The organism is Streptomyces sp. NPDC049577 (genome assembly GCF_040675635.1).
GTDB lineage: Bacteria > Actinomycetota > Actinomycetes > Streptomycetales > Streptomycetaceae > Streptomyces.
Window position 1 is genome coordinate 1 of record NZ_JBFAPH010000036.1, and the last position, 16,884, is coordinate 16,884.

The following is a 16,884-nucleotide window of genomic DNA, read 5'->3' on the forward strand; positions in this document are numbered from 1 at the left end:
TCGCCCGCGACGGCGCCCCCGGCTGGGCCGCGCTGTGCGGACTGGTCTCCGCCGCCCACGCCGGAGGCGCCGAGCGCCCCGAGCTGAGCAGGCAGGACCTGGCCGACGCCGCCGCCGGCCTCCGCGCGCCCCTGACCGTCCTGCTCGGCCCCGACTCCGAACCCGGCCGCGCACTCACCGCCGGCCGCCCCGACCGGGCCGCCAGGCTCCTCGCGCCCTGGCGCGAACTGTTCGGTGACACCCTGCGGCTGGAGGCCGCCTGGTACGGGCGCGAGGGCACCGGCCCCGGCTCCCTGCGGCTCGCCGCCCGCACCCTCGGCTTCGCCGTCGAACAGGGCGTACGCCCCGTCCTGACCAACGCCGCGCGCTACGCCGACCCCGGCCAGGGGATCGTCGCCGACGTGCTGGACGCGGCCCGCCGCCTCGTCCCCATCGACCCCCGCAACCCCGAGCGGCGCGACGGCGGCGAGCGCTGGCTCAAGGACCCGGCCGCCATGGCCGCCGTCGCCGAACGCGTCGCCGAGGCCGCCGGATTCCGCCGCTCCGACGCGCACCGGCTGCTCGCCTCGACCGAGGAGACCGCCGCCGAGTGCCTCGTCGACCCCGAGGACGACCTGGGCCTGGGCTCCGTCCACTTCCCCGAGCCCCGTCTGGTCGGCGCCGGGCACCGCACCGCCGCCCGCGTGCTGCGCTCCCGCTGCGCAGCCGCCATGGTGCTGCGCGGCTACGACCGCGACCGCCGCTACTGGGACCGGCTGGAGGAGGAACTGCGCATCATCGAGGCGCGCGGCTTCCCCTCGTACTTCCTCACCGTCGCCCGGGTCGTCGACGACACCCGCGCCCTCGGCATCCGCGTCACCGCCCGCGGCTCCGGCGCGGGCTCGCTCGTCAACCACCTCCTCGGCATCGCCCACGCCGACCCCGTCGCGCACGGCCTGCTGATGGAACGCTTCCTGTCCCGGCAGCGGGCCGCACTGCCCGACATCGACATCGACGTCGAGTCCGCCCGCCGCCTGGAGGTCTACCGCGCGATCTTCGACCGCTTCGGTGAGGAGCGCGTCGCCACCGTCTCCATGCCCGAGACCTACCGGGTCCGGCACGCCGTGCGCGACGTGGGCGCCGCCCTCGGCATGGAACCGGCCGAGGTGGACCGGCTCGCCAAGGCCTTCCCGCACATCCGGGCCCGCGACGCCCGCGCGGCCCTCGCTGAACTGCCCGAACTGCGCGGCGTGGCGGCCGAGGAGCACGGCCGGCTGTGGGAGCTCGTCGAGGCGCTCGACGGACTGCCGCGCGGCATCGCCATGCACCCCTGCGGGGTGCTGCTCTCGGACGCCTCCCTGCGCGCCCGCACGCCCGTCGTGCCGACCAGCGGCGAGGGCTTCGCGATGTCGCAGTTCGACAAGGACGACGTCGAGGAGCTCGGCCTGCTCAAGCTCGACGTGCTCGGCGTACGCATGCAGTCCGCCATGGCGCACGCCGTGGCCGAGATCGAACGGGCCACCGGGCGCCACCTCGACCTCGACGACCCCGCGCACGTTCCGCCGGGCGACCGGCGCACGTACGAGCTGATCCGCTCCACCGAGACGCTCGGCTGCTTCCAGATCGAGTCCCCCGGCCAGCGCGACCTCGTCGGACGGCTCCAGCCCGCCGACTTCCACGACCTCGTGGTCGACATCTCCCTCTTCCGGCCGGGCCCGGTCGCCGCCGACATGGTCCGCCCCTTCATCGAGGCCCGGCACGGCCGCGCCCCGGTCCGCCTCCCGCACCCCGACCTGGCCGAGACGCTGCGCGAGACGTACGGCGTGGTCGTCTTCCACGAGCAGATCATCGAGATCCTGCGCATCATGACCGGCTGCGACCGGGGCTTCGCCGACGAGACCCGGCGCGCCCTGTCCAACCCCGATCTCCTCGGCCGCGTCCGCACCTGGTTCGCCGACCGGGCGCGCGAGCGCGGCTACGCCCCGGACGTCGTCCGCCGCACCTGGGAGATCGTCGAGGCGTTCGGCTCGTACGGCTTCTGCAAGGCGCACGCCGTCGCGTTCGCCGTGCCGACCTACCAGTCGGCCTGGCTCAAGGCCCACCACCCGGCCGCCTTCTACGCCGGGCTGCTCACCCACGACCCGGGCATGTACCCCAAGCGGCTGCTGCTCGCCGACGCGCGGCGGCGCGGGGTGCCGATCCTGCCGCTCGACGTGAACCGCTCCGAAGCGGCCTATCAGATCGAACTGGTGTCTGGTGAATTCGGTATCAGACTGGCTCTTTCCGAGGTGCACGGCATCAGCGAGGCCGAGACCCGGCGGATCGTGGCCGGCCGCCCCTACACCTCGCTCCAGGACCTGTGGCGGCGCGCCCGCCCCGGCCGCCCCGTCGCCGAACGGCTCGCCCGGGTCGGCGCGCTGGACGCGTTCGGCACCAACCGCCGCGACCTGCTGCTGCACATCGCCGAACTGCACCGGCAGCCGCGCGAGGGGCTCGCCGCCCAGCCCACGCTGATCGACAGCGCCCGTGCCGAGCCGGTCGGGCTGCCCGACCTGGACGCGGAGGAGCGCCTCGGCGCGGAGCTGAACGTCCTCGGCATGGACACCTCCCGCCATCTCATGGCCGGCCACCGGGCCTTCCTGGAGGAACTCGGCGCCCTCCCCGCCCGCCGGCTGGCCGACGCCCGGCACGGCGAGACCGTCCTGGTCGCCGGCGCCAAGGCCGCCACCCAGACCCCGCCGGTCCGCTCGGGCCGCCGCGTCATCTTCACCACCCTCGACGACGGCACGGGCCTGGTCGACTGCGCCTTCTTCGACGACTCCCACGCGGCGTGCGCGCACACGGTCTTCCACTCGTGGCTGCTGCTGGTGCGCGGCGTCGTGCAGCGGCGGGGGCCGCGGAGCGTCAGCGTGGTGGGGGCCGCGGCATGGGATCTCGCGGCGTTGCAGCGGGTGCGGGTGGAGCGGGGGCTGGGGGCCGTCGCCGAACTCCTGGCCTCGCCGGCCCCGGCGGGCCCCTCCGGGGATACGGACCGTCGGATCCAGCACCCGACCGGCTACGAGATGCACCCGTGGGCCGACCTCCAGCCGGCGGGCGAGGGGGCGGCCACGGGGCGGAAGCTGTGGCACGCGAGTCCGGGGAGCGCGGGGTGAGCGCGGTGGTGCGGGCCGCGAACTCGGCCCGTCCGGCGTTTGCGGACCGGGGGTTCGGGGGCGGAGCCCCCGGAAAGGTCAGGGGCGTCCGACGGCTTGTGGCGGTACCGTCCTCCGGCCTGGCGGCCGGAACCGTCCGGCAAGCCGCACGCGCCGCCGCCGGAGGCGTGCGGCGCCCCGTGCTTGCCCTCGTGCCGCCGCCGGGCACCCCGCACGTGCTCTACGTGCACTTCCACTCCACCGCCGAGGACACCTACGACGGCCTGCTGGCCCTGCTCGCCGAGATCACGCCCGCCGTGCAGGCGCTGCCGCCCGACGCCGCGCTCATGGACGTGCGCGGTGCCGTGCGGTACTTCGGGCACGGGCCCGAGGAGCTCGGGGCGCTCGTGCGGGTACGGGCGCTGGCCCGGTACGGCGTCGACTGCACGGTCGGCGTCGCGGCGAACCCGATGCTCGCGCGGATGGTCGCGCGGGACGGCGCGCCCGGCGCCGTGCGCACGCTCACCGGGTCGCCGGAGCACGTGGCCGCGTTCCTCGCGCGCAAGCCCGTCGCCGCGCTCGACGGGGTGGGGCCCGCGACCGCCCGTACGCTGTGCTCGTACGGGCTGGACAGCGTCGGCCGGGTCGCCGACGCGCCGCTGTCCGCGCTGCAGCGCATCCTCGGGGCCGCCGCCGGGCGGCGGATCCACGAGCGGGCGCGGGGTATCGACCCGACGCCCGTCGCCCCGGACGAGCGCGCCCGCTCGATCGCGGCCGAACACCGCTTCCCGTACGACGAGCTGGACCCCGACTACCGGCGCCGCGCGCTGGTCACGCTCGCGGACGAACTGGGGGCCCGGATGCGGGAAGGCGGCCAGGTCGCGCGCGGGCTGAAGCTCACCGTCCGGTACGCCGACGGGTCCTCGACCACGCGCTCCCGCGCCTTCCCGGAGCCGACCGCGCACACCCCGGACCTGGTCGCCGCCGCCTACGCGCTGCACGGTGCGCTCGCCCTGCAACGGGCCCGCGTACGGGCCCTGGCGCTGCGCGCGGAGGGGCTCGGGGACGCGCGGAACGCCGCCCACCAGCTGACGTTCGACCCCGAGGACGACAAGGCGCGCCGGGTGGAGGAGGCCGTCGACCGGGCCCGCGCCCGCTTCGGCATGGCGGCCGTCGGCCCCGCCTCCACGCTCCGCTCGGACCCCCGGACGGACCCGCGGACCGGTCCGAACGCAGCCTGACCTGAACGAATATTCGCTGGACTCCTTGACGAGCGTCAACGCGCAGCCTCAACCTACTCGCACGTAAGTTACGCAACCTCGGCGCAATCTGCGCGTAACAAAAGCCCCCCATTTGCAAGGAGTCCAGCATGAAGCTGCCCTGGAGACGCCGCTCCCTCCGCGCGCTGCTGCCCGCCTTAGCGCTGGCCACCGCGATCGCCGCGGCCCCGGCGGCCGCCGCTGCCACCACCACGGCCTCCGCCTCCTCGGCCCCCGCCTCCGCCGTCGCCTCCTCGGCCGTCTCCAGCGGCTGGAACAACTACTCCTGCAAGCCGTCCGCCGCCCACCCCCGCCCCGTCGTCCTCGTGCACGGCACGCTCGGCAACTCCGTCGACAACTGGCTGGGCCTGGCGCCCTACCTGGTCGCGCGCGGCTACTGCGTCTTCTCCCTCGACTACGGGCAACTGCCCGGCGTGCCACTCTTCCACGGCCTCGGACCCGTCGCGAAGTCGGCCGAACAGCTCTCCGCCTTCGTCGACAAGGTGCTCGGCACCACCGGCGCCGCCAAGGTCGACCTGGTCGGCCACTCCCAGGGCGGCCTGATGCCCCGTCAGTACCTGAAGTTCCTCGGCGGAGCCGCCAAGGTGAACTCCCTCACCGCCTTCGCCCCCACCAACCACGGCACGACCCTGTCGGGTCTGACCAAGCTCCTGGACGTCGTGCCCGGCGCGCGCGACGCGATCCAGGGCACCGCGCCCGGTCTGACCGACCAGGCCGCCGGCTCCGACTTCCTCCGACGGCTCAACGCGGGCGGCGACACCGTGCCCGGCGTCCGTTACACGGTGATCGCCACCAAGTACGACGAGGTCGCCACCCCGTACACCACCGGCTTCCTGAGCGGCCCCAACGTACGCAACGTCCTGCTCCAGGACCTCTGCCCGCTCGACCTCTCCGAGCACGTCGCGATCGCCACGCTCGACCGGCTGGTCTTCCACGAGACGGCCAATGTGCTCGACCCGGCGCACGCGACACCCACCACGTGCGCGACGGCGGTGCTCGGCTGACGCACGAAAACCGCTGGCCATGCCCCCGGGCTCTCGGGGAGCCTGCACCCATGACGATCAACGAGATGACGGTGCGGCTCACCAAGAGGGGCCGCACCAAGGTGTCGTACCCGGCCCGCGTCCTGTCCGACGACGGCACACGGGTCGTGGTGCGGGCCCCCTGGGCGGGGGAGGGGGCCCGGGACTTCGGGTTCGTGCGGTTCGAGCCGGGCGACGTGTTCACCGAGCACTACTGGCGCGACCGCTGGTACGCCGTCAAGGAGGTGCGGGGCCCGGCCGGCGCGCTCAAGGGCTGGTACTGCGACGTCACCCGGCCCGCCCGCGTCGACGAGGACGGCACGCTCCTCGTCGAGGACCTCGACCTGGACCTGTGGGTCTCGGCCGACCGGGCCACCGTACTCCGCCTGGACGAGGACGAGTTCGCCGAGAGCGGCCTCGCCGAGCGCGACCCGGACGCGGCAGGCCGGGCGGTCCGGGCGCTGGACGAGCTGGAGGAGCTCGCCCGCGCGGGCGGCCTGGCCGAACTGCTCGGCCGGGGTCACGACGACCGGGGCACCGCCGTGGCAGGGTAGAACTCATGACCGACAGCGGCCCCCGGGCGCCCGCCCGCGACCTCATCGCCACCGTCGTCGACCCCGGCAGCTGGCAGGGCTGGGACGAGCCGGTGGAGATCACCACGGACGACGCCGACTACCGCGCGGATCTGCTGGCCGCGCGCGAGCGCACCGGGCTGGACGAGTCCGTCGTCACGGGCGAGGGCCGGCTGCACGGGCGCAGGGTCGCCGTCGTCGCCTGCGAGTTCCGCTTCCTGGCCGGCTCGATCGGGGTCGCGGCGGGGGAGCGGCTGGTACGGGCCGTGGAGCGGGCGACGGCCGAGCGGCTGCCGCTGCTCGCCGCCCCGGCCTCGGGCGGGACCCGGATGCAGGAGGGCACGGTCGCCTTCCTGCAGATGGTCAAGGTCACCGCGGCGATCGCCGACCACAAGGCGGCCGGCCTGCCCTACCTCGTGTATCTGCGGCACCCCACGACGGGCGGCGTCCTCGCGTCCTGGGGTTCCCTCGGGCACCTCACCGCCGCCGAACCGGGCGCGCTCATCGGCTTCCTGGGCCCGCGCGTCCACGAGGCCCTCTACGGCGAGGAGTTCCCGCCGGGCGTCCAGGTGGCGGAGAACCTGCTGGCGAACGGCCTGGTCGACGCGGTGCTGCCGGCGGCGGGCCTGGCGGATGTCGCGGGGCGCGCGCTGTCGGTGCTGTGCGCGGACTCCGCCGGTGGTGGGCAGTCGTCCCCACCGGCCCGCACCCCAGCGCATCGGCCCCCGCCCTCCGCTGCCGAATCGATCCGGCTGTCGCGCGCCCCCGCGCGCCCCGGAGTCCGCGAACTGCTGGACGCCGTCGCCATCGACGTCACCCCCCTCAGCGGCACCGGTGCCGGTGAGCGCGACCCCGCGCTGCTGCTCGCGCTCGCGCGCGTCGGCGGCGAGCCCTGTGTCGTGCTGGGGCACGACCGGCGCGGCCGGTCGCTCGGGCCCGCCGGGCTGCGGGTCGCCCGGCGCGGGATGCGGATCGCCGCCGAGCTGGACCTGCCGCTGCTCACCGTGGTCGACACGGCCGGGGCCGCGCTCTCGCGGGAGGCCGAGGAAGGCGGACTGGCCGGGGAGATCGCGCGCTGTCTCGCGGACCTGGTGACGCTGCCCGCGCCGACCCTGTGCCTGCTGCTCGGCCAGGGCGCCGGCGGAGCCGCGCTCGCGCTGCTCCCCGCCGACCGCGTGATCGCGGCCCGGCACGCCTGGCTGTCCCCGCTGCCCCCGGAGGGCGCGTCCGCGATCCTCCACCGCACGACGGAGCGGGCGTACGAGGTGGCCGAACGCCAGGGCGTACGCTCCGCCGACCTGCTGGCGAACGGCATCGTGGACCGCGTCGTGGAGGAGGACCCGCTGCCGGACCTCGGGCCCGTGCTCGGGGCCGAGCTCGGCGCCCTGAGGGGGCGTGAGCAGGCGGAACGGCTCGCGGCGCGACGCGCGCGCTACCGGCGCACGGGGCTTGCGCGGTGACCGCCCCGCGCGGCGAAACTGGCAAAGTCAGGGTTGCCTGACCTGCTGTCTGCACCCCACGCATCCCCATGAAAGGGGCACCCGTGCGGCTGCATCTTCTCGCGCTCAACCCCACCGACTCCGTCACCGAGGGCTTCCTGCCCGCCGCCGCCCGGCTCGGTCTTGCGGTCACCCTGCTGACCGACCGGCCGGAGCGGCACCGCCGCGCGTACGAACGCTCCGTCGCCGACGGCGGCACCCTGCCCGAACTCGCCGTCGTCCCCTGCGACGTCCGCGACGTCCGCGAGGTGATAGGCCGGATGTCCGCCCTGGGCCGGCCCGGCGCCGTCTTCACCAACAGTGACCACCTCCAGATTCAGGCCGCCCTGGCCGCCGGCTACTTCGGCCTGCCCGGCAAGGACTGGCGCGCCGCCCTGCACACCAAGAACAAGGCCCAGCTGCGCCGCGTCCTCGCCGAACGGGGACTGGACGACGTCCGGTCCGCCGAGCTCGGCCCGGACGACGACCCGGCCGCCCTCCTGGAGGAGGGCCCGCCCTTCCCGTGCGTCGTCAAACCGCGCGAGGGCGTGGCCAGCGAGGACGTCGTCCTGGTCCGCGACGCCGCCGAACTCGCCGAGCGCTGCCGCGAGATCCGGGCCCGGCGCCCGGGCGCCGCGCTCGTCGTCGAGGAGTACCTCGAAGGAGAGCTGCACACCCTGGAGACCCTCGGTGACGGCACCACCCTGCACGCCCTGGCCGCCTTCCGCACCGAACTCTCCCCGCCGCCCCACTTCGTCGAGGAACGGATGCGCCTGCTGCCCGCCCCGCCGCAGCCGCACGCCGAGCAGATCACCGCCCTGCTGGGCGCCCTCGGCGTCGGCTTCGGCGCCTGCCACACCGAGTACATCGCCCAGGGCGACCGCGCCCGCCTCGTCGAGGTCAACTACCGGTCCATCGGCGACCGTTGCGACATCGCGCTGGCCGAAACCCTGAACATCCCGCTCTTCGAACACATCCTCCGCGTCCACCTCGGCGAGCCACTGCCCGCCGACCTCGGTGCGCGCGCCGACGGACGGGTACGTATCGAGTACGTGTGCGCCGGGCGCGGGGGCACCCTCACGGCCGCGCCCGGCGCGAGCGACACCGAGCACGACGGCGTACGGCTGGTCTACCGGCCGCTGCGCGCGCTCGGCGAGGAACACCCGCTTCACCGCACGAACCGCGACTACCTGGGCGTCCTGCGGGCGACCGGTACCGACGAGGACCGGATCGACCGCGCCGTCGCCGAGTTCCTGGCTTCCCGGAGATGGGAGATCGTCTGATGACCAGGGCCACGAGCAGGACCGTCACCGACCCGGCGGAGAACGGACTCCTGCGGCGCGTCCTGTCCGCCCTCCTGCGCGAGGACGCCTACGGGCTGCGCGGCACCGCCCGTACCGAGCACCGGCCCGACGGCGACTGGCTCCGGCTCCGGGCCACGGGGGAGACGCTCCTGCTGCCCGTCGGCCCCGACGGCTTCCTGTGCGAGATCCAGGCCCGCGAACCCCTGCTGGAGACCGCCGACGGCACCCTCGTCACCGGCCTCGGCCCGGTCCTCGACCGGCTGCGCGGCGCCGTGCCCGCCGAGGACCGGCCCGGCTTCGACGCCTTCACCGCCGAGTGCCGCGAGGCCCTGACCGCCGCCCGGCTCCACCACCGGGCGGCCCCCGAGGTCCTCCGGCGCCTGACCGCCGCCTACGGGCCCGCCGTCACCGGCTGGAGGGGGCCGCGCGGCGCCCTCGCCCTCGACACCCTCGCCGCCTTCCGGGACCACCCCGTCCACCCCACCGGACACGCCAGAGCCGGCCTCGGCCCACGTGAACTCCTCGCCCACGCACCCGAATTCCACCCCTCCTTCCCGCTGCGCTGGATCGCACTGCCACGCGAGAGGGTGCAGGGCGACCCGGCCGCACTGCCGCACTGGTGGCCCACGCCCGCCGCCCTCGGCCTGGCCGGCCTCGACACCACCCACCTCGCCCTGCCCGTTCACCCCCTCACCGCCGCCGGCCCCCTCGCCGAGGCCCTGCGCGCCACCGCCCCGCACGGTGACGCCCACCCGGCCGAGAAGCCGTGGCTGGAGGTGATCCCCACCCTGTCCACCCGGACCGTCGCCGTCGCCGACGAGCCCGGCACCCACCTCAAACTCCCGCTTCCCACCGCCACCCTGGGCCGCCTCAACCGGCGCACCATCAAACCCGGCACGTTCCACGACGGCGAGACCGGGCAGCGCCTCCTCGAGGAGATCATCGCCCGCGAGCCGCGCTTCGCCGGCCGCGTCCTGCTCGCCGACGAGCGCACCCACCTGAGCACCGGCCACGAACTCCTCGCCGCCCTCGTGCGCCGCCACCCCGGCGGCCTCCACGACGCCCACGTCGTGCCCGTCGCCGCCCTGCTCGCCCCCGCCCCCGACGGCCGCCTCGTCGCCCAGGCGCTCGCCGAGCACTACTACGGCGGCTCGCTGACCGCCTTCCTCGACGCCTACCTGCGGCTGCTGCTCGACTGGCACACCACCCTCTTCGGCTACGGCATCGCCCTGGAGGCCCACCAGCAGAACACCGCCGTCGTCCTCGACACCGCCCCCGGCGGCCGCACCCGGCTGCGGCTGCTGCTGAAGGACAACGACGGCCCCCGCGTCCACTCCGCCCGCCTCACCTCCCGGCTCGGCGGCGAGGCCGCCGGCCTGCTCGGCTTCACCGACCGCCGCATACTCGTCGCCGGTGACGGCCCGGTCGCGGACGTCTTCGCGACCATCACCCTCCACCTCTGCGCCGGCGCCCTCGCCTTCGAACTGGCCCGCCTCGGCCACGGCAGCCCGGACGCCCACCTGACCCGGCTGCGCGGCCACCTCGCCGAGGCGATCGACCGCCTCCCCCCGGGCCCCGCCGCCGCCCTGCGCACCCGCGTCCTCGACGCGGGACGGCTGCCCGTCAAGGCGATGGTCACCGCCGGCACCCTCCTCACCAAGCAGCGCTCGGGAGCCACCGACATCAACAAGCACTACGTGGACGGGCCCAACTACCTCCGCGCCGCCCCGCGATGACCGCTCCGCCCGACGCGCGGACACGCACCGCGCCTGCGGGTCCCCGCATGCCCACCCTCCTCGCCAGGAGCCGCCGACATGTCCTCCGGCCCACCGACCGCCCCCACCACCGCCCACTCCACCGCCCACTCCGCCGTCGCCGGCACCGTCACCGCCGACCACGCCGTCGCCCACACGCTCCTCAACTGCCTGCTCCGCGAGATCTCCGGCCCCGAGCACCGGACCGCCGTCAGCCATGGCCACCTGCTGCTGCGCCTGCCCCGCTGCGGCGCGCTGCTGCGCGTCCGGTTGCGCCGTACTTCCCTCATCGGCGCCCACCGCTTCACCGGGCCCGTCACCGCCGAGCACGACGGGGCCTGGCGCGAACTGCCCTGGCGCGACCTCGCCGAACACATCCACCGTGAGCTGGAACTGCGCACCGGCGTCCGCAACGACGAGTTCCTCGCCCAGGTGGCCGCCAGCCACGCCGGCGTGACCGCCGCCCTCGCCGCCACCGCCGGCCCCGGCCCGGCGGCCGACCCCTACGTGGCCTCCGAACAGTCGCTGCTCCTCGGCCACCGCTTCCACCCCACCCCCAAGGCGCGCACCGGCACCCCCGCGGACTGGCGCCGCTACGCCCCCGAGGCCCGCACCCGCTTCCCCCTGCGCCACCTGGCCGTCCGGCGCGAGCACATACGGCAGGAGAGCACGGCCCCCGGCGCCCTCGCCGCCCTCGACCGGCAGGGGGAGGTGCCCGAGGGATACGTGCTGCTGCCCGCCCACCCCTGGCAGTACGCCATGCTGCGCGACCACCCCGCCCTGCGCGCGGCCCTCGCCCGCCGCGACGTCATCGACCTGGGCCCGCGCGGCACCGCCTTCGCGCCCACCGCCTCCGTGCGCACCCTCTACGACGGCCGGGACTTCCTGAAGTTCAGCCTCAACGTGCGGATCACCAACTGCCTGCGCAAGAACGCCGAGTACGAGCTGACCGGCGCGGTCGCCCTGACCCGGCTGCTGGAGCCCGTCGCCGCCGGCCTCGCCGCCCGGTTCCCCGGCGTGGAACTGCTGCGCGAACCCGGCTACCGCACCCTCGGCCTCGGCGGCCGCGACCTGGCCGAGGGTTTCGGCGTCATCGTCCGCGAGGGCCTCGGCGCCCGGCTCGGCCGCGGACTGACCGGCCTGCTCGCCGCCGCCGTCGCCGACGAGTACCCCACCGGCGACGCCCAGCTCGCCCGGCTGCTCGGCGGGCGCGGCGAGAGCGAGGCGCTCGCCTGGTGGCACACCTACCTCGCCCTGCTCGTACCGCCCGTGCTCGCCGCCTACTTCGACCACGGCGTCGTCCTCGAACCCCACCTCCAGAACGTCGTCGTCGGCGTCGACGACGAGGGCTTCCCCCGCCAGGTCCTCCTCCGCGACCTGGAGGGCGCCAAGCTCCTGCCCGACCACCACGCCGCCGCCCTCGCGGCCCTCGACCCGGCCGTGGCCCGGTCCGTGACGTACGACCGGGAACGCGGCTGGGACCGCGTCGTCTACTGCCTGCTCGTCAACCACCTCGCCGAGATGCTCGCCGCCCTCGCCGACCGCCACCCCCACCTGGAACCCGCGCTCTGGTCCGCCGTCAGGGACGTGCTCGCCGCCCGTGCCGCCGCCCACGGCGACCCGCCCCCGCTGCGCGCCCTCGTCGCCGGCGTGCCGCTGCCCGCCAAGGCCAACCTCCTCACCCGCTGGCAACGGCTGCCCGACCGCGACGCCGGCTACGTCCGCATCGGCTCGCCCCTCGCGACGGACGTGCTGTCCGCCCTGTCCGCGGGAGCCGCCCGGTGATCACCCCCCGCGTCGCCGCCCACGCCCACGGGCTCGCCGGCGCCGGCCTGCCCGCCTACGTCTACGACCTCGCCGCCCTCGACGAGCACGCCCGCGCCGTCCGGGCCGCCCTGCCGGACGGCGTCGAGCTGTACTACGCGGCCAAGGCCAACCCCGCTCCCGAGATCCTCCGGACCCTCGCCCCGCACGTCACCGGCTACGAGGTCTCCTCGGGCGGCGAACTCGCCCACGTCCGCGCGGCCGTGCCCGACCGCCCCCTCGCCCTCGGCGGCCCGGGCAAGACGGCCGAGGAGCTGCGGCTCGCCCTCCAGCTCGGCACCGAGCGCCTCCACGTGGAGAGCGAACGGGAACTGCGGCTGCTCGCGGAGCTCGCCGAACGCCCCGTGGACGTGCTGCTGCGCGTCAACCTTCCCGTCGCCGCCGGCGAACTGGGCGGCGCGGCCCTGGCCATGGGCGGGCGGCCCAGCCCCTTCGGGCTCGACCCGGGCGGTGTCCGGGACTGCCTGCCCCTGCTGCGGGCGAGCCGGCTGCGGCTGCGCGGCATCCACGCCCACCTCGCCAGCGGCCTCGGCCCCGAGGCACAGCTGGCCGTCGCGGGGCGCGTCACCGACTGGGCCCGCGGCCTCGACCCCGCTCTCACCGAGGTGAACGTCGGCGGGGGCATGGCCGTCGACTACGCCCGGCCGCACGCCCGCTTCGACTGGCGGGCGTACGGCACGGGCCTGGGCGGACTGCTCGCCCGCCACCCCGGCCTGACCCTGCGCGTCGAACCCGGCCGCGCGCTCACCGCGTACTGCGGCTGGTACGTCACCGAGGTCCTGGACCTCAAGCACAGCCACGGCGAGGCGTTCGCCGTCCTGCGCGGCGGGACGCACCATCTGCGCACGCCGGCCGCGAAAGGACACGACCAGCCGTTCGCCGTGCTGCCGGTGGACGACTGGGAGCACCCCTGGGCACGCCCGGTGGTGCGCGACGAGCCGGTCACCCTGTGCGGGCAGCTGTGCACGCCGAAGGACGTCCTCGCCCGGCGGGTGCGGGCCGGGGAGCTGCGGGTGGGGGACCGGGTGGCGTTCGCGATGGCGGGGGCGTACGCGTGGAACATCTCGCACCACGCGTTCCTGATGCACCCGCCGCCGGCGTTCCACTTCCTCGACCGCGTCAGAGGCGGAGCTCCCGGACGTACCGCCACTCCCCGCCCGCCGGTTCGTAGCCGAACCACCGGTTGACCGCCGGCATCGGCCCGTTCTCCGCGTCGTTGCCCGTGAACGCCTCCCGGTAGCCGGCCTCGCGGGCCAGCCGGAGGGAGCGGTTCTTGACCAGCTTGGCCAGGCCGCGCCCCCGGTGCGAGCGGGCGGTGCCGGTCATGGTCGTCATGTAGCGGGTGCGCCCGTCGGTGTCGGCGACGGTGAACGCGACCGGGACTCCGGCGGCGTCCACGGCGACGACCGACAGGTCGCGGTCGAGCGAGGGCCGCTCCCAGTTGGCCGTGAGCCACGCCGCGTACGGCATGGCGTCGGGCGTGACGTCGCCCGGCTCGTCGGCGGTGGTCTCCATGTCCAGCTCGTAGAGGGGGCGCGGGTCCGCCGCGAAGCCGGCGGCGGTCCGCAGGGTGATGCCGGCGGGCGGTGCGGTCTCCGCCGGGAGCGGCGTGCCGGCGAGGTCCAGGCGCAGAAAACGCGCCATGCGCCGTCGCCGGTAGCCGCGGCGCTCGGCCCAGGCGGGAGAGCGGCCGTCGTCGTACACCCAGGTGTAGACCGAGCCGGCCCCGGCCTCGGACAGATGCCCCTCCGCCGCCGTGGCCAGCGCGGAGCCCGCGCCGCGGCCGGTGGCGCCCGGGTGGACGTACAGATGGGCGAAGGCCGCGTCGGGCTCGGCGGTCTCGATGAGCAGCCCGGCCTCCACCAGTCCGACGACCTGCCCGTCGAGCTCGGCGACCAGCGCCCGGTAGCGGCGCTCGGCGGGCTCCCGTTCCGCACGCCGGGCCGGCATCGCGGGGGTGGTGACGAGGAACGGCAGGGCCGCGGAACGGACTTCGGCGGCGGCCTCCGCGTCGGAGGGCCGGAAGGCGCGGACGATCGGTGTCATGGCGCGCACGCCAAGGACCTCCTCTGGCCGGTTTCAACGGGTTTTCCGCAGGGGTCGGTGGTGTGTACAACTACATGGGCGTAGCGTCGCCGCCGCAGGTCCCCGGCCCTGTCGCCGGGGTGGCCCACCGAAAGGGGACACCGCGAACCATGTGCGGAATCACCGGATGGATCGGCTACGAACGGGATCTGACCGCCGAGCGGGGCACGATCGACGCGATGACGCGGACCATGGCCTGCCGGGGTCCGGACGCGTCCGGCGTCTGGCTGGACGGCCACGCGGCACTCGGCCACCGCCGGCTGGCCATCATCGACATCGAGGGCGGGAAGCAGCCCATGCTCCTCGAGCGCGACGGCCGCACGCTGCTCGCGCTCACCTACAGCGGCGAGGTCTACAACTACCGCGAGCTGCGCGCCGAACTCCAGGCGCGCGGCCACGTCTTCCGCACCGGCAGCGACACCGAGGTCGTGCTCCACGCCTACCTCGCCTGGGGCGACGCCTTCACCGAGCGCCTCAACGGCATGTACGCCTTCGGCCTGTGGGACGCGCGCGAGGAGGAACTCCTGCTCGTCCGCGACCGCATGGGCATCAAGCCGCTGTACTACCACCCCACCGCCGACGGCGTGCTCTTCGGCTCCGAACCCAAGGCGATCCTCGCCCACCCGGCGGTGCGTCCCGCCGTCGACGCCGAGGGCCTCGCCGAGCTCATCGCGTACACCAGGACGCCGGGCCACGCCGTCTACCGGGGCATGCACGAACTGCGGCCCGGACACCTCGCCCGGATCGGCCGCCGCGGCACGACCGTCCGCCGCTACTGGGGCCTGGAGGCCCGCGAGCACACCGACGACCTGCCCACGACCGTGCGGCGCGTCCGTGAACTGCTCGACGACACCGTCACCCGTCAGCTCGTCGCCGACGTGTCGCTGTGCACCCTCCTCTCCGGCGGACTGGACTCCTCCGCCATCACCGCCCTCGCCGCCCAGGGGCTGGCCGACGCGGGCCGCGGCCCCGTGCGCTCGTTCTCCGTGGACTTCACCGGACGCACCGAGAACTTCCGGCCCGAGGCCATGCGCCCCACCCCCGACTCCCCCTACGCGCACGCCCTCGCCGAGCACGTGGGCGCCGACCACACCGACATCGTGCTCGACACGGCCGCCCTCACGGAGCAGGCCCACCGCGACGCCGTGCTCACCGCCCGCGATCTGCCCATGGGCTTCGGCGACGGCGACGTCTCGCTCTACCTGCTGTTCAGGGCCATCCGCGAACAGTCCACCGTCGCCCTCTCCGGGGAGTCCGCCGACGAGGTCTTCGGCGGCTACCAGTGGTTCCACACCCCCGAGCACGTGCACGCCGACACCTTCCCCTGGATCGCGGCCGGCATCGCCGACCGCTTCGCCGGCGAGCGCGGCGGCAGCAGCGTCGCCCTGCTCGACCAGGGCGTTCTCGGCAAGCTCGACCTCCCCGGATACCAGGACGCCCGCTACCGCGAGGCCCTCGCCGAAGTCCCGCGCCTGGCCGGTGAGACGGGCCTCCAGCGGCGCATGCGCGAAGTGGGCTTCCTCCACCTGACACGGTTCGTGCAACTGCTGCTGGACCGCAAGGACCGGGTCAGCATGGCCGTCGGCCTGGAGGTGCGGGTGCCGTTCTGCGACCACCGGCTCGTCGAATACGTCTTCAACACCCCCTGGGCGATGAAGACCTTCGACGGCCGCGAGAAGTCCCTGCTGCGGGCCGCCACCCGCGACCTGCTGCCCGCCGCCGTCGCCGACCGCGTCAAGAGCCCTTACCCGAGCACCCAGGACCCGCGCTACGCCGACGCCCTGCGCGCCGGACTCCGGCGCGTGCTCGCCGACCCCGGCGCGCCCGTACGGCCCCTGCTCGACACCACGGCCGTCGCCCGGGCCCTCGCCGAGGACGCCGGCGAATCCTTCCGCAGCGGCACCGAGACGGTGCTGAACCTCAACACCTGGCTCGCGACCTCCAACACGACACTCGAACTCTAGGGGCGGCTACCCGGGCGGGGGGACCTCCTGGCGCACAATGGGTGGCACAACACGGCCCACACCCCCAGCCAGGAGTTCCCACCGTGGCCTTGCAGATGACCGTCGACCCGGACGCGGCCGAACCCCCCTACGAGCAGATCCGCGCCCGCATCGCCGACCAGGCCCGATCCGGCGCCCTCCCCGCCGGCTACAAGCTGCCCACCGTCCGCGGCTTCGCCGAGGAACTCGGGCTCGCCGCCAACACCGTGGCCAAGGCGTACCGCGCCCTGGAGGCCGACGGCGTGATCGAGACCCGCGGCCGCAACGGCACCTTCATCGCCGCCCCCGGCGACACCGCCGCCCGCGAGGCCGCCGCCTCCGCCCGCGCCTACGCCCAGCGCGCCCAGCGCCTCGGCCTGGACCGGGCCGCCGCCCTCGCCGCCGCCGAGGAGGCCCTGCGGGCCGTCTACGGAGACCCCCTGTAACGAACCGGCCGTGACGGAGCCGCTGCG

General features: G+C 75.3%; 12 protein-coding genes. 11 read left to right on the top strand and 1 reads right to left on the bottom strand.

Going from position 1 to position 16,884, the window contains the following annotated elements; genetic code table 11:
- From dnaE to AB0K09_RS07280, 9 genes are all read left to right on the top strand, one after another.
- Window positions 1-3,131, top strand: a 3,131-nt coding sequence (gene dnaE, locus AB0K09_RS07240) for a DNA polymerase III subunit alpha (protein ID WP_366064298.1), incomplete at its 5' end; no start/stop codon positions are given.
- 215 nt (window positions 3,132-3,346) lie between these two features.
- Window positions 3,347-4,351 (top strand): hypothetical protein, encoded by a 1,005-nt coding sequence (locus tag AB0K09_RS07245; RefSeq protein ID WP_366064319.1) that lies wholly within the window; start codon window positions 3,347-3,349, stop codon window positions 4,349-4,351.
- Between the two features lie 128 nt (window positions 4,352-4,479).
- Window positions 4,480-5,394: an alpha/beta fold hydrolase gene (locus AB0K09_RS07250; protein ID WP_366064299.1), complete on the top strand. Its 915-nt coding sequence runs from the start codon at window positions 4,480-4,482 to the stop codon at window positions 5,392-5,394.
- A gap of 50 nt (window positions 5,395-5,444) precedes the next feature.
- Complete coding sequence (locus AB0K09_RS07255) at window positions 5,445-5,966, top strand: DUF402 domain-containing protein (protein WP_366064300.1); 522 nt, start codon at window positions 5,445-5,447, stop codon at window positions 5,964-5,966.
- Between the two features lie 5 nt (window positions 5,967-5,971).
- On the top strand, window positions 5,972-7,444 hold the full coding sequence (locus AB0K09_RS07260) for a carboxyl transferase domain-containing protein (RefSeq protein WP_366064301.1): 1,473 nt from the start codon (window positions 5,972-5,974) through the stop codon (window positions 7,442-7,444).
- Window positions 7,445-7,527: 83 nt separating this feature from the next.
- Complete coding sequence (locus AB0K09_RS07265; RefSeq protein WP_366064302.1) at window positions 7,528-8,745, top strand: ATP-grasp domain-containing protein; 1,218 nt, start codon at window positions 7,528-7,530, stop codon at window positions 8,743-8,745.
- A complete protein-coding gene (locus AB0K09_RS07270) occupies window positions 8,745-10,502 on the top strand; it encodes an IucA/IucC family protein (RefSeq protein WP_366064303.1) in 1,758 nt (585 codons plus the stop codon). The genes AB0K09_RS07265 and AB0K09_RS07270 overlap by 1 nt, the downstream gene beginning before the upstream one ends.
- 78 nt (window positions 10,503-10,580) lie before the next feature.
- On the top strand, window positions 10,581-12,305 hold the full coding sequence (locus tag AB0K09_RS07275; protein WP_366064304.1) for an IucA/IucC family protein: 1,725 nt from the start codon (window positions 10,581-10,583) through the stop codon (window positions 12,303-12,305).
- Window positions 12,302-13,531: a type III PLP-dependent enzyme gene (locus tag AB0K09_RS07280; RefSeq protein WP_366064305.1), complete on the top strand. Its 1,230-nt coding sequence runs from the start codon at window positions 12,302-12,304 to the stop codon at window positions 13,529-13,531. Before AB0K09_RS07275 ends, AB0K09_RS07280 begins: the two co-directional genes overlap by 4 nt.
- Here AB0K09_RS07280 and AB0K09_RS07285 read toward each other — a convergent pair.
- On the bottom strand, window positions 13,464-14,390 hold the full coding sequence (locus AB0K09_RS07285) for a GNAT family N-acetyltransferase (protein WP_366064320.1): 927 nt from the start codon (window positions 14,388-14,390) through the stop codon (window positions 13,464-13,466). The genes AB0K09_RS07280 and AB0K09_RS07285 overlap by 68 nt on opposite strands.
- Window positions 14,391-14,539: 149 nt before the next feature.
- Here AB0K09_RS07285 and asnB point away from each other — a divergent pair, with 149 nt between their 5' ends.
- Together asnB and AB0K09_RS07295 are read left to right on the top strand one after the other, a co-directional pair.
- Window positions 14,540-16,393 carry an asparagine synthase (glutamine-hydrolyzing) gene (gene asnB, locus AB0K09_RS07290; protein WP_366064306.1) on the top strand — a complete coding sequence of 618 codons (1,854 nt, stop codon included), beginning with the start codon at window positions 14,540-14,542 and terminating at the stop codon, window positions 16,391-16,393.
- Between the two features lie 83 nt (window positions 16,394-16,476).
- A complete protein-coding gene (locus AB0K09_RS07295; protein ID WP_366064307.1) occupies window positions 16,477-16,857 on the top strand; it encodes a GntR family transcriptional regulator in 381 nt (126 codons plus the stop codon).
- Window positions 16,858-16,884: the final 27 nt, after the last annotated feature.